At 34.7% G+C, this 21,562-nt stretch carries 17 protein-coding genes; 12 read left to right on the top strand and 5 right to left on the bottom strand.

Annotated elements, in window-relative coordinates; genetic code table 11:
• Nucleotides 1-170: 170 nt before the first annotated feature.
• The 3 genes from COO03_RS07840 to COO03_RS07830 all read right to left on the bottom strand — a co-directional run bounded on the left by COO03_RS07840 (nt 171) and on the right by COO03_RS07830 (nt 3,007).
• On the bottom strand, nt 171-683 hold the full coding sequence (locus tag COO03_RS07840) for a GNAT family N-acetyltransferase (protein ID WP_097896572.1): 513 nt from the start codon (nt 681-683) through the stop codon (nt 171-173).
• Nucleotides 684-867: 184 nt separating this feature from the next.
• Nucleotides 868-2,256, bottom strand: coding sequence for a sensor histidine kinase (locus tag COO03_RS07835; protein ID WP_097896570.1), 1,389 nt, complete (start codon nt 2,254-2,256; stop codon nt 868-870).
• A gap of 79 nt (nt 2,257-2,335) precedes the next feature.
• A complete protein-coding gene (locus COO03_RS07830; RefSeq protein WP_097896568.1) occupies nt 2,336-3,007 on the bottom strand; it encodes a response regulator transcription factor in 672 nt (223 codons plus the stop codon).
• A 323-nt stretch (nt 3,008-3,330) separates the two neighbouring features.
• On the opposite strand from COO03_RS07830, the gene COO03_RS27510 reads away from it, so the two are divergent.
• Complete coding sequence (locus tag COO03_RS27510; RefSeq protein ID WP_097896567.1) at nt 3,331-3,453, top strand: hypothetical protein; 123 nt, start codon at nt 3,331-3,333, stop codon at nt 3,451-3,453.
• A 793-nt stretch (nt 3,454-4,246) separates the two neighbouring features.
• Here COO03_RS27510 and COO03_RS07820 read toward each other — a convergent pair.
• Nucleotides 4,247-4,753 carry a GNAT family N-acetyltransferase gene (locus COO03_RS07820; protein ID WP_097896565.1) on the bottom strand — a complete coding sequence of 169 codons (507 nt, stop codon included), beginning with the start codon at nt 4,751-4,753 and terminating at the stop codon, nt 4,247-4,249.
• Nucleotides 4,754-5,052: 299 nt separating this feature from the next.
• Nucleotides 5,053-5,862: a formate dehydrogenase accessory sulfurtransferase FdhD gene (gene fdhD / locus COO03_RS07815; RefSeq protein ID WP_255257248.1), complete on the bottom strand. Its 810-nt coding sequence runs from the start codon at nt 5,860-5,862 to the stop codon at nt 5,053-5,055.
• Between the two features lie 663 nt (nt 5,863-6,525).
• Between fdhD and fdhF the strand changes: the two genes are divergently transcribed.
• From fdhF to COO03_RS07760, 11 genes are all read left to right on the top strand, one after another.
• Nucleotides 6,526-9,468, top strand: a complete 2,943-nt coding sequence (gene fdhF, locus COO03_RS07810) for a formate dehydrogenase subunit alpha (RefSeq protein WP_097896561.1) — start codon at nt 6,526-6,528, stop codon at nt 9,466-9,468.
• A 12-nt stretch (nt 9,469-9,480) separates the two neighbouring features.
• Nucleotides 9,481-9,963: a DUF1641 domain-containing protein gene (locus COO03_RS07805; protein WP_097896559.1), complete on the top strand. Its 483-nt coding sequence runs from the start codon at nt 9,481-9,483 to the stop codon at nt 9,961-9,963.
• A gap of 336 nt (nt 9,964-10,299) precedes the next feature.
• Nucleotides 10,300-12,177 (top strand): glycerophosphoryl diester phosphodiesterase membrane domain-containing protein, encoded by a 1,878-nt coding sequence (locus COO03_RS07800; RefSeq protein WP_097896557.1) that lies wholly within the window; start codon nt 10,300-10,302, stop codon nt 12,175-12,177.
• A 515-nt stretch (nt 12,178-12,692) separates the two neighbouring features.
• A complete protein-coding gene (locus COO03_RS07795; protein ID WP_097896555.1) occupies nt 12,693-13,481 on the top strand; it encodes a DeoR/GlpR family DNA-binding transcription regulator in 789 nt (262 codons plus the stop codon).
• 171 nt (nt 13,482-13,652) lie between these two features.
• Nucleotides 13,653-14,519: a carbohydrate ABC transporter permease gene (locus COO03_RS07790; protein WP_097896553.1), complete on the top strand. Its 867-nt coding sequence runs from the start codon at nt 13,653-13,655 to the stop codon at nt 14,517-14,519.
• 8 nt (nt 14,520-14,527) lie between these two features.
• Entirely contained in the window at nt 14,528-15,346 is an 819-nt protein-coding gene (locus COO03_RS07785) for a carbohydrate ABC transporter permease (protein WP_097896625.1), read from the top strand.
• 24 nt (nt 15,347-15,370) lie between these two features.
• A complete protein-coding gene (locus COO03_RS07780; RefSeq protein WP_097896552.1) occupies nt 15,371-16,732 on the top strand; it encodes an extracellular solute-binding protein in 1,362 nt (453 codons plus the stop codon).
• A gap of 102 nt (nt 16,733-16,834) precedes the next feature.
• Nucleotides 16,835-18,262, top strand: coding sequence for a CehA/McbA family metallohydrolase (locus tag COO03_RS07775; RefSeq protein WP_097896550.1), 1,428 nt, complete (start codon nt 16,835-16,837; stop codon nt 18,260-18,262).
• A complete protein-coding gene (locus COO03_RS07770) occupies nt 18,255-18,962 on the top strand; it encodes an HAD family hydrolase (protein ID WP_097896548.1) in 708 nt (235 codons plus the stop codon). Before COO03_RS07775 ends, COO03_RS07770 begins: the two co-directional genes overlap by 8 nt.
• A gap of 225 nt (nt 18,963-19,187) precedes the next feature.
• On the top strand, nt 19,188-20,288 hold the full coding sequence (locus tag COO03_RS07765; RefSeq protein WP_097896546.1) for an ABC transporter ATP-binding protein: 1,101 nt from the start codon (nt 19,188-19,190) through the stop codon (nt 20,286-20,288).
• A 630-nt stretch (nt 20,289-20,918) separates the two neighbouring features.
• On the top strand, nt 20,919-21,562 hold a 644-nt coding region (locus COO03_RS07760; protein WP_141523105.1), incomplete at its 3' end, for an alanine dehydrogenase.

Genomic DNA, 21,562 nt, shown 5'->3' with positions numbered 1-21,562 from the left:
AAAAGAGGTTGTAAGTTTAGTACGACCTCTTTTGACATTTCATATTTGTTCAGTTGTAAATGTAGGCTTTGCCGTTTTATTAGAGGTAGAGATTAAAGAGGCTATTCAATTATTATATAATGCGTGGTTTACAGCATAAAAAAATCCTCAAGTATACGAGGATTTTTTTATTATTTCTCTTGATCTAAGAATAAAACCATGTGTTCTTCATCCCAATATTGACCATTATATTTTAACGAACGTTCTTGAACACCGAATGTTTTAAAGCCCAATGATTCATAAAGCTTTTTTGCACCATCATTTCCAACAACAACATCAAGCATGACTTGCTCTATTTCTAATTTTTTTGCGAGTTCAATACATTCTTTAATAAGAGATTTTCCAGCTCCAAGTCCACGTGCTTTTGGAGATACATATACGGAACCAATCTTTGCTTTATGTTCTTGTTTTACATATGGTTTCGTTTCCAATGTTGCAACTCCAATTAGCTTATCATCTTTAAATGCACCAAGTGTGTAGTTTTCATCTTGTGCTAATTTTTGTGCTTTATATTCAATTGGACATTCTTTATTAATAATATCTTCATAAGAGGAACTAAAAGCTTCCGGATTTTGTTTTAAACCTTCTACACGAAGTTCTAAGTAAATTTCGGCCTCTTGCTTTGTTAATACATGGATTTCCAATTATATCATCCTCCAAATCGTTTCCAGTTGTATGTATATTTTATATTGAAATAAAAATAATTTCAAAAGGTCAGCTTATATGAGTAGGACTTATAAGTTTTTCTGACCTTTTGTGAGCAGATATTAGTTATTCAAATAATAGTACCAGCAGTTTTATAGGACCACTGATGATGTAGTGTATATACTATTCAAATGGTAATTCAATTATAAATTCTGTTCTAATTCCTAATTCACTTTTTACGTGAATAGATCCATGATGTAGTTCTACAATTTCTTTTGCAACAGCTAATCCAATCCCTTTACCACCTGTAGCTCTAGTTCTAGATTTATCAACTCGATAAAAGCGGTCGAAAATATGAGGAATGTCTTCTTTTGGAATACCTTCTCCTTCATCTTGTACACATATAGTAAAAGTATTCTCCTTTTTAAGCACACTTATTGTAATCATGGATTGTTCATGGGAGTGTTGATAAGCGTTATGTAATAGATTTAACATTACCTGTTCCATTCGCCGTTCATCCATATAAACTTCCAGATTACCCTTACAGTGCAATTGAATCTGCATTTCTTTTTTTGTAAGTGTTGTTTTTGTTTTTTCAATCATTTTTTCGAGAAATGGTTGAATCGATACTCTTTGCTTTTTAATAACAAATTGATGCTGCTCTAGTTGAGCAAGGTCAAATAAATCTTGCACAAGTTCTGTTATACTGTCAGTTTCATCCTCGATAATTTGTAAATATTCTTCGCGCTCTTCTTTCGATAAAGAATCTCTTTTTGCAACCTTCGCATAGCCTTTCATATAAGTAAGCGGAGTTAATAATTCATGTGCAACACTAGCAAGAAACTCATTTCGCTCTTTTTTCATATAGGTTAGTTCGCTAGATAATTCTTCAATAGTTGTCGCTAAACTACCAAGTTCATCATTGCGTTTAATGCCTAATTTAATCGGTTTATTTAACTTTAACATTCCTTCTGTTGCCCGTTTCATTTTAATGAGTGGATCGGTAATGACGCGAGAAAAGATAAAGACAGAAATTGTAGTTAAAAGAAGGGTTACGATCCCGACAATAATAAATTGATTTGTTAAACGAAGGATCATTTTTTCTAAGAAGGATGTATTTAAAAACATATGTACATATCCAGCAACGTGTCCATTAATAATAATTGGACTTGCAGTTGAAATGAATTTAGACTGTTTCCAGTCTTTCTCAGTTGTTGTTCCGTTTCTTGAAATAGATTTTATTTTGCAAGCAAGCTGTTTCTTCATATCTTCTGTTACAAGATCTGAAGCAGACAAGATTTTTCCATTGGTGTCTGTTATGACTAATGTTGTATCTGAATTAGAGTGAGATTCTATTTCAGCAACATATTCAATAACACGCGGCGCATGTCCTTTTTTCATAGATTTTTCAATAACATTACGATAACGATTTCCTTTATCTAAAAGGGAGTTTGTTTCTTCAGCGATACGCATATTAGTAAGGCTTCTGTGACAAGAGAAAAAAGCTATTGCTTCAATACATAAAGCTAATATTAAAAAGTATGTACCAATCTTGAGTGAAAGTTTGTTCATTGTTTCACCGTACCTTTATTGTATATAAAGTGAAACTTTAATCAGTGGGGGTTTTTCATTTTCCCACTGACCAAAGCAATTATTCACTTTTCCATTTATAGCCTACTTTATAGACAGTTTCTAAATATTCTTCGACAGGAAAGCCTTTCTTTCGTAATTTATCGCGAATATTTCGGATATGTGAATCAACAGTACGATATTCAATGTCTGTTTGATATCCCCATATCTTTTCGATTAAATCATCACGACTGTAAGCGCGGTTTGTATTTTGTAAAAACAGTCCTAATAATGAAAACTCAATCGGTGTAAGTGAAATTTTCTCATCGTAAACAGTAACCGCATGCTTTGTTTTATCCCATTCAATGCCGTTAAAGCTAACAAACCCATCTTTTTTTGTCCGTCGCAATACTGCTTCAATTCTTGCAACGAGTACTTGTTCATCAAATGGCTTTGTAATATAGTCATCGGCGCCCATTGTGAGTCCTTTTACCATATCGTAATTTTGATTACGGGCGGTTAGCATTATAATGGGAACATTACAAATTTGACGGATTTGGTAACATGTCTCCCATCCATCCATCTTGGGCATCATGACATCTAGCAAAATGATATCAAAATCTTTTTGTTGAATTAGTTCAAGAGCTTCAACTCCAGACGTGGCTTTCATACAGAAATAACCACGTGGACTTAGGAATAAATCTAATAATCGCAACATGCGTTCTTCATCATCTACTAATAAAATTTTTATCATATTTTTGTGCACCCCAAAAAATTCATTCTACCTTGTATAGTTTACATGAAAATGATAAAAAACTCTGTTTATGTGATTGGATTTTTTCTACCAAAGCAATTGACATAAAAAATGCACTACTTTTGCAAAACTCTTTTTTATAATAGAACATGTAGCGACACAAAATACCCTATGTTGCGACATAACGTCATGTCATTTTATTTATAAAATGACAATTCCATTCTATTGTGTATGTGGGATAGTGAGGATTTTCGTATTCACCTCGCATCGGATAAGAAAAGTTTCCTATCTCACACTTTTTTGTTATAAAGGGGACTATACACGTGAATAAAAAAGAAGAACGTTTACAAAAAGAAAAGCAAGAGCGTAATGCTATTGTGATGTGTATTGCAGTATCTATGCTAATCATTGTGAAGTGTGCTAATAAATTTTTTGGGATTTTATAATAGATGAAAAAAGCTAGTCGTTTCTTTTGAGAAACAACTAGCTTTTTTATTTTTCCTTAACAAGAGCGCATACAGAATTCTAGTTAGGGAGGGATAACGGATCAAAAAATGATAGAAGTGTTAAACAATAAACCAAGGAAGAATTGCTAACCCAGATGTTACAATGACTGTACCACAAATTAGAAAGATAAAATGTTTATTCTGTTTCATCTCGCATTCTCCTTTAACTAGTAATTTAATTCCATTGCTACATATACATCAATTAAAAACCCGACATAAAACCCCTTTTTTTAGGTGGGAGAGAGAATCCGGCCATGCATAGAAGCGGTCAGCTCCTTTTTTAGCCCCATGCGGTGTGAAACCAAAAGGATAAAACAAGTGGAGCTCTCTTTTTATTTTCATAGCCGTGATTTATATGCCGGAAAATCAACCTGGAATATATATAGGTGGAAGAGAGAATCCGTCCATGCATAGAAGCGGTCAGCTCCTTTTTTAGCCTCATGCCAAGTGAAAACAAAGAGAGAAAATAAGTAGCGGTCACTTTTGGTTCCTCATAGCAGCGACTTATATGCTCAAAAATCAAAATGAATATATACATATTTTTCGTTTACTATTACTTCGAATACTTCCATCATTTTTTTCATCTGTTATCTCCTTATTGTCATTTCGTATTTTTAGTATAACGAAGAAGCTGAGAGAGAACGATCGATAAAGGTGACGTGAACATTACATTGTTGTAAGAAAAAAAGCACCTTTATATGAAAAAGATGCTTTTAAGGAAATCTATATAGGGTTAGTTATTTAAAAATAAAATCATATGTTCTTCATCCCAATATTGTCCGTTATGTTTTAACGCACGTTCTTGAAAACCATATGTTTGAAAGCCGAGTGATTCGTATAATTTTTTCGCAGCTTCATTTCCAACAACAACATCCAGCATGAGTTGTTCTACATGTAATTTATGAGCATTTTCAATTATGGCGTTGATTAAAGCTCGCCCAGCCCCAAGACCACGAGCTTTTGGAGAGACATATACAGAACCGATTTTTGCTTTATGTTCTTGTTTAATGAGCGGCTTTGTTTCTAAAGTGGCAATTCCAATTAAATCGTTATCTGTAAAGACACCGATTGTATACTTATTAGGATTAGCTAAACGTTTTGCCATAGCAGCAACAGGATCTTCTTGTTTTAGCACATCTTCATAAGAGGAGCTAAAGGCTTCCGGATTCTTTATTAGGCCTTCCATACAAACTTTTAAATAAATTTTTGCATCCTCTTTTGTTAATAAACGAATTTCCATATCGGTAACCTCCTCAGTTTATCCTGCTCTATAGGAAAAGCTCCTTAAAGTAGAGATTTACAATCCATAAGAGTCGGATGGTTATATTGATAGAATACTTACTGTGTATTCACGAACATATTCTGTGCTTATTCTTTCTTAATTTGTAAAAGAATAAAAGGATATATGCGAGGGATATGTGTCCTCATTTGTTTTAGCGCTTCACTTTATGTAATGAAATTATATATTAACTTCATTAACTATTCAATAGTTAAATATATTACATTTTTATAACTAAAAATGACTCCTATGTAAAGGAGTCATTCTTCTTCGGATTGATACCCTTCAATCCGTTCTGGATGTGTATAAATATTGCAAGAGTGATTACGAATAAAACCAACAACCGTAATGCCTAAATCTTGAGCAAGTTGTAATGCTAATTTTGTTGGAGCGGATTTGGATAGCACAATTTCACAGCCAATTTTAGAAACTTTTAGTAAAATTTCAGATGAAATACGACCGCTAAAGGCGATAATTTTTCCTTTGACAGATATGTTGTTGCGTATACAATGTCCGTATATTTTATCTAATGCGTTATGCCTTCCAATATCCATTCTTGATAGGAGAATGGTATTCCGATCACACAGAGCTGTATTATGAACACCGCCTGTTTGACGAAATGTAGTAGAAGATTGTTGTAAGGTATTCATTAAATGAAAGCATTCTTCAGGAGTAATTGTTACATGTATATCATGTAAATTCTTTGCCTTCGCTGCATCATTGACAAAAATAAACCCTTGTCTACTTTTTCCGCAGCAGGAGGTAACGTATCGTTTGTTATATAAAGTTTGATAAAGTGGATTGATTTGTGTTGCTTTGATATGAACGATTCCTTGTTCTTTTTGTATCCATAATTCATCGATATGCTTATAGGAAGAAATAATCCCTTCAGAAATTAAAAAACCTATTACCATATCTTCTATATAATTTGGAGTGCATACAACTGTGACATATTCTTCACCGTTTAATTTAATCGTTATAGGAGATTCTGTAACAATTTCATCAGCTTGTTCGGAAAATACGCCAGCTTGATAACGCACCATTTTATATGTTTCTTGGACAGGATCCATACTAATTTCCCCTTTATATGTATTTTTCTCCCTATTCATCATAAAACATTGAAAAAATAAAAGCATCTGTTATCTATACATCAATTAAAAAAACACATAAAACCCCTCTTTTTAGGTGGGAGAGAGCATCTATTCATGCATAGAAGCGGTCAGGGCTCTTTTGTGCCACATGCGAAGTAAAAACAGAAAGAGCAAACGAGTGTAGGTCACTTTTTATTCTGTATAGCAGGGATGTAGATGTCGAAAAGTTAAAATGTATACATATTATATAAATACAAATTAAAAAACCGGCGTAAAAACCCCTTTCTTTTAGGTTAGCGAGAGCATCTGGTTATGCATAGAAGCAGTTAGGGCCTTTTCCTGCCACATGTAAGGATGAAAGCGAGTGTAGATCATGTTTTATTCTGCACAGCAGCAACGTATATGTTGAAAAATTAAAATGGATTTATATAGAAGATTACTTTGGTTATTATCGTATATTTACGATATAATAGAGTAGTAGAATAGTGTCATTTTTAAGGTTTCGTAGTATACCTTTATCATCTAGAATCAACTTCTAAGATAGGATTTCAACAGGGTGTTTCAAAAATATGTGTGGCAGTACAGTTGTGAAAGCGGATTCATAACTGTATTGTACAGTTAGTTGTAAGGAGAGGGGAAACCATGTCAGAACAGAACGTTCGTGTAACTGTTGATGGAAAAGAATTTCTTTCATCTGGTGAAAAAACGATACTGCAATTATTTAACGAAAGTAATTTAGAGCATCCACAGATTTGTCATGTACCAGAAGTAGATCCAATTCAAACTTGTGATACATGTATTGTGGAAGTAGACGGAAAACTTATGCGTGCTTGTTCAACAAAATTGGAAGACGGTATGCATATTGAAAGAAAATCAGTGCGTGCCAAAGAAGCGCAAACGGAAGCAATGGATCGAATATTAGAGAACCATTTATTGTATTGTACAGTATGTGATAATAACAATGGTAACTGTAAAATTCATAATACGGTAGATATGATGGGGATTGAAGAGCAGAAATATCCATATGAGCCGAAAGTGAGTGCGAGTGAGGTGGATATGTCGCACCCATTCTATCGTTATGATCCGAACCAATGTATTGCTTGCGGACAGTGCGTAGAAGTATGTCAGAATTTACAAGTAAACGAAACGATATCCATTGATTGGAGTTTAGATCGACCTCGTGTTATATGGGACAATGGCGTTAGTATTAATGATTCATCCTGTGTAAGTTGTGGTCAATGTGTAACAGTTTGTCCTTGTAACGCATTAATGGAAAAAACGATGCTAGGAGAAGCTGGATTTATGACTGGGTTGAAACCGGATGTGTTAGACCCAATGATTGATTTTGTAAAGGACGTAGAGCCTGGATATAGTAGTATTTTAGCTGTTTCAGAAGTGGAATCTGCAATGCGTAAAACGAAGGTCAACAAGACGAAAACCGTTTGTACATTTTGTGGTGTTGGTTGTTCGTTTGAAGTATGGACGAAAGATCGTCAAATTTTAAAAGTACAACCTGTATCAGATGCACCGGTAAATGGGATTTCAACATGTGTAAAAGGGAAATTCGGTTGGGACTTTGTAAATAGTGAGGATCGTATTACGAAACCATTGATTCGTCAAGGAGATATGTTCGTTGAAGCATCATGGGAAGAAGCGTTAGAAGTTGTTGCATCTAATATGCAGCATATTAAATCTGAATATGGTAGCGATGCATTTGGATTTATTTCTTCTTCAAAAGTAACGAATGAAGAAAACTATTTGCTGCAAAAGTTAGCTCGTCAAATATATGGAACAAATAATGTGGATAACTGTTCTCGTTATTGCCAATCTCCAGCAAGCGATGGTTTAACAAAAACTGTTGGTATAGGTGGAGACGCAGGGACAGTGAAAGATATTGCGGAAGCTGGCCTTGTTATCATTGTGGGAGCGAATCCAACGGAAGGGCACCCTGTACTTGCTACTCGTGTGAAACGTGCCCATAAATTACATGAGCAAAAACTGATTGTATCAGACCTACGTAAACATGAAATGGCAGAGCGTGCGGACCTATTTGTTCATCCGCGTCAAGGAACCGATTATGTATGGCTTGCGGGAATAACAAAATATATTATTGATCAAGGTTGGCACGATAAGAAATTCTTAGATGAAAATGTGAAGAACTTTGATGAATATAGCAAGATGTTAGAGAAGTATACACTTGATTATACGGAAGATATTACAGGTATTTCTCAAGGTACATTAAAAGAAATGGCTCGTATGGTATATGAAGCAGATGGTACTTGTGTACTTTGGGGTATGGGTGTTACACAAAATACAGGAGGAAGTACAACATCTGCAGCGATTTCAAACTTACTTCTTGTAACTGGTAACTATCGTCGCCCAGGTGCTGGTGCATATCCACTCCGTGGTCATAATAACGTACAAGGTGCTTGTGATATGGCAACATTACCGAACTGGCTTCCAGGCTACCAAGCAGTGTCGGATGATACACTTCGTGCGAAATTTGAAAAAGCATATGGTACTAAAATTCCAAAAGAGCCAGGGCTGAATAACATTGCAATGCTTGCGGCTGCAGAGGAAGGAAAACTACGTGGTATGTATGTAATGGGAGAAGAAATGGCATTAGTCGATTCCAATGCAAATCATGTGCAACACATTTTAAGTAATCTCGACTTCCTTGTAGTTCAAGACATATTCTTATCAAAAACAGCTCGTTTTGCTGATGTTATTTTACCAGCGGCACCAAGTCTAGAAAAAGAAGGAACATTTACGAATACAGAGCGTCGTATTCAGCGTTTATATGAAGTTATGAAACCGCTCGGTGATTCGAAACCAGATTGGTGGATCGTGCAAAAAGTAGCCCGTGCCCTCGGTGGTGATTGGAATTATGAAAGCCCAAGTGAAATTATGGATGAAATCGCATCACTCGCGCCGTATTATTCACAAGCAACATATGATCGTTTAGAAGGATGGAATAGTTTATGTTGGGGTAGCCATGATGGTAGTGATACGCCATTATTATACGTGGATGGTTTTAACTTCCCTGATAAGAAAGCGCGCCTGTCATTAGATGAATGGGTGCCACCAGTTGTAGCGCCGGAAGAATACGATTTATTATTAAATAATGGTCGTATGTTAGAACATTTCCATGAAGGAAATATGACTAATAAATCAGTAGGGATTTTATCAAAAATTTCTGAGGTGTTTGTTGAGATTTCACCAGAGCTTGCTGCTGAGCGGAATGTGAAAGATGGTGGCCTTGTAGAACTTACATCACCGTTTGGAAAAATCAAAGTACAGGCACTTATTACAGATCGTGTAACTGGAAACGAGTTATATTTACCGATGCACGCGACAGTAAATGAAGAAGCGATTAATATTTTAACAGGAACAGCGACAGACCTATATACTTGTACACCAGCTTATAAACAAACGATGGTGAAAATGCGCGTATTGCGTGAAAAAGGAAATCGTCCGTTACCTGCTTCAAACCCAAGGGATAAAAAACGTCATCCGCAAAATGGTGTTGAAATCGAGCAAAAATGGCAAAGAAAACAATACGTATCACTTGTGGACCAGAATTAGGGGGCGAAGAAAGTGGCAAAAGAAATTACATTGATTCAAAAGAAAGTTATAACAGAAGAAGAAAAGAAACAACAATTATCAGATGAGCTGTTAACACAATTAGCGGAGAATCAAGAGGCAGTAGCAGAAACGATGCAGCTATTGGCACAATTACAGCAAGCAGGAATTTTAGATGCTGCAATCAGCTTGCTTGCCGCAAAAGAAGATGTTTCTAAAATTGCTGTTGAGCAATTAAATCGTGAACCAGTAAAAAATGCATTAAATAATATGATGGGGGCAGGAGAAGCATTATCTTCTGTAGATCCAGAAATAACAAAACAGGTAACATCAAGTTTAGTGACAGGATTACAATTTGCAACAGATGAATTAAAAACAGGTAAAAAAACAAAGGTTATGGACTTTTTTAAAGTCTTAAAAGATCCTGATATCAATAGAGCGATTACATTTGGCTTTAGTTTTCTAAAAGCATTTGGACAAGGGTTAGAGAAAAAATAAACCAAAGAAAGAGTGATGGAGGAAAGGAACCATCACTCTTTTTTATGAGTGTGTATAAGAGTGTTCATGTTAAGCGGAATATATTATTATAAAAAAGATGGATGTGAACTGGAAATATATAAATCCATTTTAATTTTTCGACATTTACATCCCTGCTATGCAGAATAAAAAGCAACCTACTTTTTACTTCGCATGTGGTAGAAAAAGGCCCTGACCGCTTCTATGCATGAATAGATGCTCTCTCCCACCTAAAAGGAGGATTTTTATGTCGGTTTTTTAATTGATGTATATATATGGAATCCATCTCAAATATAGTTTTAGAATTTGGAGGGGTTTATGCTACACCGTAAAAGACTATCTATACCAGGAGTGATGAGACATTCCTTTCAAACGGTACGGTTTGCTTTTTGGAATGTGCTGGCTTTTCAGCTTGTTTATAAATTATTAGCGGCGATCGTATTTATACCGCTATTCCGTATGATTTTTAATAAGTTATTATATTGGGGCGGCTATGCAAATGCGACAAATGATGAATTGCTAGCGTTTTTGAAAACACCATATGGTATTGCAGCTATTTTAATTTTATCGATATTGGCGCTCTTCCTCATTTTTACAGAGTTTGCAGTTCTTATTATTATTTCATATTTTGCACATAAACGACAAAAGGTGAAATTACGCCCGATCTTGTATAAAACGGTAACGTATTTACCTTCTTTTTTCACATATTGTTTGCCAGGATTCATCTTGTATGCTGTTGTATTGTTACCTCTATTAAGCTTGGGATATCAATCTGCATTAATCCCAGAAATTCAAATTCCAAATTTTATTACTGGTGAATTGTTTAAAACGACAATGGGGCAAATAGGTTACTACACTTTCTTTGCTGTAGTTGCATACTTGAATCTTCGTTGGATTTTTGTGTTACCGATTATTGTTTTAGAAGAAAAAACATTTCATACGGCTGCACGCAAAAGCGCAAATTTGGTAAAAGAAAATTTCTTTAAAGTATTGTTCTTTTTAGTTGGCTTTTTGCTTTCAATCGGAATCGTATTTGTTTTACTTACAGGTATATACTTGCTATTTTTATGGGGGGTGTATGAATTTACAAACCCAAAAGGAACATTTGCCTTATTAGCAGAATCAACTCTATCGGTATTTTTAACGAGTACATTGTATTTATTTAGCTTTATTGTAACACCGTTTTATATTATGGCATTGACAAGGCTATATTTACAAAAGGTTTCAGTTGAAGATGTTCTATTAGAAGAGGGATTAGATTATTCAAAAACAAAAGCAGATAAATGTTTCTTTAAAAAGCATCGTTTGAAGTTTATTGGTGTATATATTGTTGGGGTTTTCACGGTTGGTATGGTAGTTGCGTTCATTGTGACGTTTATTTCGAATTCCTATAAAGAGCCAGTGATTATGGCTCATCGTGGATATACTTCAAAAGGAGTAGAGAATACGAAAGAGGCAGTGCAAGGTGCGATTGATGCAAAAGCGGATTATGCTGAAATTGATGTATTGCAAACAAAAGATGGTGAATTGGCCGTTATACACGATTTGAAATTAAAGCGTCTTGCGAATGCGAATGTATATGTATCAGATTTGACGATGGATGAACTACGGAAACTTAATCTTAGTCAAGATGGATTCTCTGGGGAAATTAGCACACTTGATGAGATTATTAAGCTTGCAAAAAATAAGATAAAACTTAATATAGAAGTGAAATTGCACGGGAATGAGAATGAAAAAGATTTTGTAAAGAAGGTATTAAAAACAATTAAGGATAATGACTTTGAAAAGCAATGTATAATTCAAACATTGCACTATCCGCTTATTAAAGAATTTAAGCGTGCAAATCCAGATATAAAAGTAGGGTATGTACTCTATGCAGGTATAGCAAATTTAAAATATGTTCAAGCAGATTTTTATGTAGCAGAAGAATATATGCTGAATAAGCAATTAGTACAATCAGCTCATAAATTAAATAAACCGATTTATGTATGGACTGTAAATGATATGGAAAGCTTAAGGAAATATTATAAGCTTAATGTTGATGGGATTATTACAGACTATCCTGAGGATGCAAAAGAAACCATTAAGATGATGAAAGAGCAAGACGAAAGTGGAACGGATATGTTTGATAAGATTACAGAAACAACGGAAGATTTATTTTCCAAATTATTTATGAGTTATCCAGCTGCCAGTTAAATATCGGCAGCTGTTTTTTCATTAAAAACCTTTCTTTTTAGGTGGAAGAGAGTATCCGGCCATGCATAGAAGCGGTCAGAGCCTTTTTTAGCCCCATGCCGTGTGAAACCAAAAGGATAAAACAAGTGGAGATCTCTTTTTAATTTCATAGCCGTGATTTATATGACGGAAAATCAAACTGAATATAGATAGGTGGAAGAGAATATCCGACATGTATAGAAACGGTCAGAGTTTTTTCCTATTCCATGCCAGGTTAAAACAAAGAGAGAACATATTTTGTGATGTAGATGTTCAGCTGAAGTATGAATAAAAAATTCTTAAACTATACAATTTGCCTTTTAGATGAAATTATTGACTAGTTACACTATACTTTAAGTAAATGAGTAAAGAGAAACAGAATAGAGAAAATGGTTTTATACTGCTAGAAATAGTGTTTTTTAGAGGTATCGTTCTAGTTTTTATAAATTTTTTTAGAGCGATGTATATTTTGTGTAATATAAAGAGGTGTTAATGGAATGAAATCTTATACACAATTTGAGAGAAGAAAATACATACTTGATGAGTTAGAAAAATACAATCGAGTGATGGTGAATGATTTAGCAAAGGCGTTAAATGTTACCACAGAAACAATTCGAAGAGATTTAGACATGATGCATAAGGAAGGTAAGCTTACGAAAATACATGGTGGTGCAGTTAAGAAAAAAGATCATACGATTGAATTTTATTTTGACAAACGTCGATCTGAGAATATTGAAGAAAAACGAAAAATTGCTATGGAAGCAAGTAAACTGGTAGAAGATAATGATATTATTGCAATTGAAATTGGGACGACTACGATGCAAATTTTGGATTTTATACATGATAAAAAGAATTTGACAATCCTAACAAACTCGATACCTGCTGTCAATAAAGTTATTGAACTTAAAGAACAGTATGGTTCATTTGATTGCAAATTAATAGTTTTTGGTGGAATGTTAAATTCCAATTCATTAGCATTGTCTGGAGAAATGACGTTAAACTATCTTGACCAATTTACTGTTAATAAATTATTTGCTTCGTGTGATGGAATTTCTTTAGAAAAGGAACTGACGTGTTCATATATTGAGGACGCACAAATTTTTCAGCAATTAAAGAAAAATGCAAAACAAGTTGTGATGATGATAGATGAGTCAAAGTTTAATTTAACAAAGTTTTATAAAAGCGGAAATTTTGAGGATATTGATGCGTTGTATACAAATGCTAAACTCGATGAAAGATGGCAAAATGTCCTAGTAAATAAAGGAATTGAAGTAATAACCATATAGAAAGAAAATCTTGAAGTAAACTATTTCTTAATGAGAAATAGTTTTTTTGTTATATTTTTTTGTAAATATATTGTTTTGTTTTGTTTTTATGTTGATTTTACAATTCATTAACATAATAACAACATTGTGTTAATAATGTGCCCGTACAATATGAATTAGGAGGGGACGAGAATGCAAATAAAATTATCAAAAGCTGTGTTCTTTTTATTACCGGTTGGAATACCTCTAATATTATTTTGGATCATTCCGAATTTAATTAGTTTAGGTATTAGTTTTACAGACTGGGATTTCATGACAAATGACTTTAATTTTGTTGGTTTAGATAACTATTTTAATTTGTTTACACAGGATTCTTTTATACAGGCATTGTTAAATACTCTTTATTTCGGAATTGGGACAGTCGTTCCAACGATTGTATTAGGTTTAGGTTTTGCATTGTTCTTCCGAAAGAAGTTCAGAGGTTCTGCAATTTATCAATTACTAATTTTCTCACCTTGGGTAACGCCGACAGTAGCTGTATCCATTGTATGGTCACTTCTATATGAACCTAAATTTGGAGCTATCAATAAGGTGCTAGGTTTTTTCGGGATACCGGGATTGGACTGGCTGCAGAGTAGTCATACAGCGATGCTCGCGGTCATTATTGTAACAGTATGGAAATTAGTTGGATGGACGATGATTTTCTATATCGGTGCACTAGAGAAAGTACCAGATAGCTTGTATGAAGCAGCTAGTATTGATGGAGCGAATTCATGGCAGAAATTTCGGTATGTAACACTACCGATGGTTTCATCAACAACCTTCTTCTTAGTTGTTGTCAATATAATTTCTTCGGTACAGGCTTATGATCAAATTAAAATCTTAACACAAGGTGGACCGAGTGGATCGACGCGAACGTTACTTTATTTATTCTTCCAACAAGCGTTTGAACAGTTTGATATGGGGTCTGCAACGGCAATCGCATTTATTATATTAATCATTACAATTCTACTATCTGTTATAAACAAGATAATAGGTGACAAGTGGGTGAACTATTGATGAATGATATGAAAAAGACTCCATTAATCATAAAGCATCTCTTTTTAGCTGTAGCAAGTATTTTGTTTGTCTTTCCATTCATATGGATGGTACTTGGTTCGTTTAAAACATCTAGTGAAGTATTACAAGGCGGCTTTTGGCCTAAGGAATTTCACTGGGAAAATTATCGTCAAGTATTAGAAATTCTTCCATTTAACACGTATATATTTAATAGTTTTTATACTTCTTTCATTATTACGATATATGTACTTATTTCGTCTGCGCTCTTTGCTTATATGTTGGCATTTTATAAGTTCAAAGGGAAGAACTTAACGTTTAGTGTTGTCATGGCAACCTACATGATTCCTGGAGCTGTATCGTATGTTCCTGTATATGTGATGTTAGGAAAAGTTGGGTTACTTGATTCACATTTTGGATACATCATTTCTATGGCTGTTAGTGTATTCGGTATTTTCTATTTAAAACAATCATTCCACAAGGTTGGTTATGAAATAGTAGAAGCAGCCAAAATTGATGGAGCAAGTGATTGGCGTATTCTTTGGAAGATTATTTTTCCAATGACGCGATCTTCATTTGTAACATTAGGTTTAGTTACATTTATTGGGAATTATAATAATTATATTTGGCCAGCTCTTATCTTGAAAGATAATACGCAAAAGTTAATTACTAACGGAATTGCTGATTATTTCATTAATAGTTCCTTAGGCCGAGATTGGTCACACATTATGGTTGCAAGTACAATCGCCACGGTGCCGCTCTTAATCGTATTTTTAGTTTTACAAAAATGGTTCCTCTCAGGTGTTACTGATTCAGGAATAAAAGGTTAACTAAATATAAAGGAGACATTCGGGATGAGAAAATTATTCATGCTTCTAGCAATTGTATCATTGTTTGTTAGTGCACTTGCAGGCTGTTCAGGTGGAAAAGGGAGTACTGTTAAAGCAAGTAAAGAGGGAGATAAGATTGTTGTTCCGTTTATTAATGGAGTAGGTGGTTCACTTGCAGACAAAGTAGACAAGATTGTCGAGGAATACAATAAAAGCCAAGACAAATATGTAGTGAGAACAACAAAAGCTGGTAACTACGATGAGTCTTATCAAAAGCTTCAAAGTGGATTTGCGGCAAATAACCAAGAAGCAATTGCGTTGTTAGGTTCAGACGTTATTCAAGAATATGCTAAGAAAAAGTTAATTGTACCTCTAGATGAATATGTTAAAAATGATAAGCAATTTAACAAAGAAGATTACGGAAAAGGTTTTATGAACCAAGCAACAATTGACGGGAAATTATATGGAATTCCTTTTTACGGTACAACTCAAGTTTTTTATTACAATAAAAAAGCATTAGCGGAAAATGGCTTTACTGCTGACGATTTAAAGACGTGGGAAGGCGTAGAAAAAGTAGCGAAAAAAGCAGCAAAACGCGATGCAAATGGAAATGTCACATACGCAGGTTGGATGCCGATGTGGGGTACGACAAACTTAATTGATGCGGTTCGCAGTGCTGGCGGAAATGTATTAAGTGAAGATGGTAAAAAAGTGTTAATCAACGATGACACTTGGGTTACGGTATGGGAAAAATTCCGTACGTGGATTCATGAAGATAAAATTATGAACATTCATTCAGGTGGAACTGGATGGGAATATTGGGATAAAACAATAATCGATCTAGTTGAAGGTAGAACGTTAGGATTTACAGGATCATCTGGTGACCAAGGATTTGTCTTTAAATCGTTAGGTAAAGGAATGACTGAGGAAGAACGCCTTAACACATTTGGAGCATTACCACAACCAGCTTGGGGTAATCATAAACCAGCACCAAAATTAGAAACGTATTTATTCACATTAACGAGAAATGTTGATCCAGAAGTAGCAAAAGGTGCATATGACTTTATGAAATTTGCGACAAGCACTGAGAAAACGGCTGAATGGTCAATGGCAACAGGCTATATCTCCGTTCGTAACAATGTAACAGAGTATGGGCCTTATGCTGAATTTGTTAAAAAACAACCACAAGCATTAGTTCCATTAGAGCAAGCAAATCAATATGGAGTTGCACCATTTACGGATCCAACAGGCGGCAAAATTAATGACGCGTTAAATGTAGCAAAGGATAAAGTAGAAATTGAAGGGGTCCCTGCAAAAAAAGCGCTAGATGAAGCAGCTAAGGTTGCGCAGGAAGAGTTGGATAAAGTTCTGAAAAAGAAGAAATAAACCTGTTTATGTATTACTTTGAAGAGAAACGTGAGGTGCTTTTGAACGAAAGAAGTACCTCTATGATTCTATCATTAAAATATAAAAAAAGGTGTGGGAATCATGATTGAAATGAAAGGTACGATGACTCTGTCTCCATTCGTAAAAAATAAACATTCTTTTCTAATGGATTCAACCGATATTGTCAATTTTACATTAACTATTGATCAAGGAATCAGTCGAAAAATTCCGCTTTTACTAATCTTGAGAGACTCTAACGGTTTTGTACGTATACAGTATCAAACACCAATTGTTGACGAAAAACTAGTTGTTGCAAAAGATTCAAAGTTTTGTTCAGCTGGTTGTGTTGGAGGGGAAATACCGTCTGGTAATTGGGAATTAGAAGTAGTATATATCCCTCATTGTGCAAATAAAGCAGTAAAGTTTGCCGGAAGAAAAGTTGACTATACAGTAAATATATTAGTGAATGACGAGTTAGAACGAGAATATAATCGAGAGCATTTTTGCAAGGAAAATGTCTTTATTGATGAATACAATTTTGAAAAGGTAATAAATGAAGAGCATCGTTGGTACAAAGGAGATTTTCATGAACACACAAATTTAACGGATGGCGAGATAGATGACGAACTGGGAATGAGCGTATGTGAAAAACAAGAGTTGGATTTTTTATATGCGACGGAACACAACATTGTCATGCCCTCGTATCAAAAAGGAAACACATTAATTATACCATCTATGGAACTTACAACTCCTTACGGGCATTACAATATGTTCGGTATGAAGGAATATGTTAATTTTACAGAGTGTTTCGATGAATCGTTTAACGCTAAAAGCATGAATGAGCTATTTTCTCTCATGAAAGAAAAAGGTTATTTAATTAGCGTGAATCATCCATTTATGAAGCCTTGGGCGAACCAAGTTGATATTAACTTAGAAAATGTTCATACAATGGAAATCATGTGTGATCCAACTTATAAAAAGAGCAAACCATCTACTTTGGAAGCTTTAAAGTTCTTCGATCAAATGTGGCTAAATGGTCTTAAAATCTGGGGGATAGGAGGAAGTGACTCTCATTTACACCCATCTAAAACATTCCCAGGATCTAAAGACCCATCGATTTATGGTGACCCAGGAACGTATGTATTATGTAATGGTTTATCTATTAAAAATTTAAAGGATGCTATCTCAAAAGGCAGAATTTATTTTTCTCGATTTAGAAAATTAGAAATAGATATTCAAAACGAAGGTAAAAGCATTTATGTTGGCGATGAGGTTCAAGGAAATATTCGTTACAATATTCATACAGATAAACCGTGTGAGTGGAGATTGATTGTGAATGGCCAAATAATCGAAAAAGAATTCGGCGGCCAAGTGACCTTTGATTTTTCTTTAAATGAAGGAGCATATGCTAGGGTTGAAGGTTGGGAAGATGATGAGTTAGTAGCGTTTATAAATCCTATTCATAATAACGTTAAGCGTCAGAGTATTAAAACATGGTATGAAGTTTTAGGAGGATCAGAAGGTGAATAAAGGAATTATTTTTGATAAAGATGGAACACTAATACAGCTAGATTCGGTCTGGTACAAAATTGTTCATCGTGTGCTAGATGATATATTTCAAATGTATCCAAATGAAAAAAATAAAAGAGATGATTACCTAAAGATTATTGGTATGAGTGATAACGATTTTGAGAGTACAAGTTTACTAGCTTGTCGCACAAATTACTTTATTGCGGCTGCATGGTTTTCGTTATTAGAAAATCAACATGTGAATAAAGAAAACTTTATTCATGATGTATGTGCATTATTCAAAAAACACTCTACAGCAGATGATCTCGTATTTACAGAAGTGGAAGGCGCAAAGGAAACATTACAATATTTAAAAGACCATGGATATGTAATTGGGGTTGTTACAGCGGACGACGTTGATGCAGCTATTCATTCACTTAAAATGACAGGATTATATGATTATGTGGATTTTTTAGGTGCAGATGATGGTGTCAATAAAACAAAACCTGAAAGTGATTTTTATTATATGTTTAAAGAAAAATTCTCACTGGCTGAAGACGATGTGTTAATGGTAGGTGATACATTAACAGACGTTAGATTTGCAAGAAATAGCAACATTAAAGTAGTGGGCGTCCTATCAGGTGCGAGCAGGAAGGAAGATTTAGAAGGAGAAGCGGATTATATTTTAGACAGCATGAAGGATATTTGCAAAGTTTTATAAAGTGAAACTTCCATCAGTGGGGGGAGGTTTTTATCCCCCCACTGATGGAAAGCCCGCCCAATCGGGCTTTTACGGGCAGTTATCCCTCACCTATCTTCTTTGCTTCTCTCTCGATCTTGAGGCGGGGGGATCTTACTGCCCGCGAATAGCGGGATAAAACAACGGTGTGATCAATATTGTCGATAACAGTATCTTTCAAAATAGCTAAAATTATAGGAGGCAATTATGGCTCAGCTATCATTCAAAAATATTTATAAGAAATATGATCATGATGTGACAATCGTAAAAGATTTTAATTTAGAAGTGAATGATGGAGAATTTATCGTTTTGGTTGGACCTTCAGGATGTGGAAAATCAACGACATTACGTATGATTGCAGGACTTGAGGAGATTTCAGAGGGAGACTTTTATATTGATGGAAAGCGTGTGAATGATGTTACACCAAAAGATAGAGATATAGCAATGGTCTTTCAAAACTATGCTCTTTATCCGCATATGAGTGTTTATGATAACATGGCGTTCGGGTTAAAACTGCGAAAATATAGTAAAACGGAGATTGACCAACGTGTGAAACATGCAGCGAAGATCCTTGGGCTTGAGACATATTTAGAAAGAAAGCCAAAAGCACTTTCAGGTGGACAGCGTCAGCGTGTTGCCTTAGGACGAGCGATTGTTCGGAATGCAAAAGTGTTCTTAATGGACGAGCCATTGTCAAACTTAGATGCGAAGCTACGCGTTCAAATGCGTGCGGAGATTACAAAATTACACCAACAGCTGCAAACAACAACTGTGTATGTCACGCATGATCAAATAGAAGCTATGACGATGGCGACGCGCTTAGTTGTACTAAAGGATGGTATTATACAACAAGTCGGTACACCTAAAGAAGTCTATGAAAATCCAGAGAATGTATTTGTCGGAGGATTTATTGGCTCTCCTGGAATGAATTTTTTCAAAGGAACATTAACAGAAAGTACGGTTATGATTGATAAGTGGAAAATTGAAGTTCCGGAAGAGAAGATGAAAAGTTTGCGAAACAAAGGGTATGCTAATAAAGAAATCATTATAGGGATACGTCCAGAAGACTTTTATTATGGAAAAGCAATTTCAGACTTACCTTATAATGCAAAAGTAACGGTAACGATTGATGTGTCAGAATTAATGGGATCCGAAACATATCTGTATTCCAACATCAATGGCCAATCCTTTGTTGCACGTGTTGACGCCTCTGCTGATGTGCACAGTCACTCAAAGATGGATCTAGCTTTGAATATGGACAAAGTTCATTATTTTGATGCTGAAACTGAAAAACGAATTGTTTTATAGATTATTTCACTAGGCTTATCCCAAATAGGGATAGGCCTTTGTTGTTGATTCACTTCTTTAATTTTTAGCATGTTTGTTTTATATAAATACAAGTTGAAAACTGACATAAAAAACCTTTCTTTTTAGAGGGACGAGAGCATCCGGCCGTGCATAGAAGCCCTGCCCCATACCAGGTTAAAACAGAGAGAGAAACCGAGTGTAAATCACCTTTTGTTCTTCCTAGTAGCGATTTATAGGGTGAAAAATTAAAATGGATTGATATAAAAAGAATATATTTCTAAAATGTTACAGGGAATTTAAAGTGCATATGTATGCGGTTTATGTTGGTTTTTTACATTGTTATATTATTGTCAAATAATAAACAAGGAATGTGTAGTTTCCATGGTTATAATGAAAATAGAATGATAGATAATAAGAAAAGAAGGAAAGATAATAAAAATACATGAAACATCCTTGTGAAATAAAGTTCTTTATATTTACACTATTCCCAATATAAAAACTTCTTTTAAATTAGTATGTTAGCGTTTTCATAACTTTTAAGTTATGCTAGAATAAGGACATAAGTTATTAATTATTATAAAAAGAAAAAAGAATTCCTTTTTTCTGTTAATTATAAGGGGGCATTTTATTATGCGTATTGGGGTACCAACAGAAATTAAAAACAACGAAAACCGTGTGGCAATGACACCAGCTGGTGTTGTACATTTAATTCGTAACAATCACGAAGTATTCATTCAAAAGGGTGCAGGTTTAGGATCTGGTTTTACAGATGCTGAGTATGTTGAAGCAGGGGCAAAACTTGTTGATACAGCTGAAGAAGCTTGGAACATGGATATGGTTATGAAAGTTAAAGAGCCAGTTGAAAGCGAATACAAGCACTTTAGCGAAGGTCTAATCTTATTCACATATTTACACTTAGCTCCAGAACCAGAATTAACAAAAGCATTAATTGAAAAGAAAGTTGTTTCTATCGCTTATGAAACAGTACAATTAGAAAACCGTTCTTTACCATTACTTGCACCTATGAGTGAAGTAGCTGGTCGTATGTCTGCACAAATCGGTGCACAATTCCTTGAAAAGACAAAAGGCGGCAAAGGTATCTTACTTGCAGGCGTTCCAGGGGTAAAACGTGGTAAAGTAACAATTATCGGTGGTGGACAAGCTGGTACAAATGCTGCTAAAATTGCAGTTGGACTAGGTGCGGATGTAACAATCATCGACTTAAGTGCAGAACGTCTTCGTCAATTAGATGACATTTTCGGTAACCAAGTAAA

Source organism: Bacillus sp. AFS098217 (assembly GCF_002551815.1).
Classification (GTDB): Bacteria; Bacillota; Bacilli; order Bacillales; family Bacillaceae_G; genus Bacillus_A.
The sequence above is the reverse complement of the archived record's forward strand: the minus strand, read 5'-3'. Positions and strand labels throughout refer to the sequence as shown.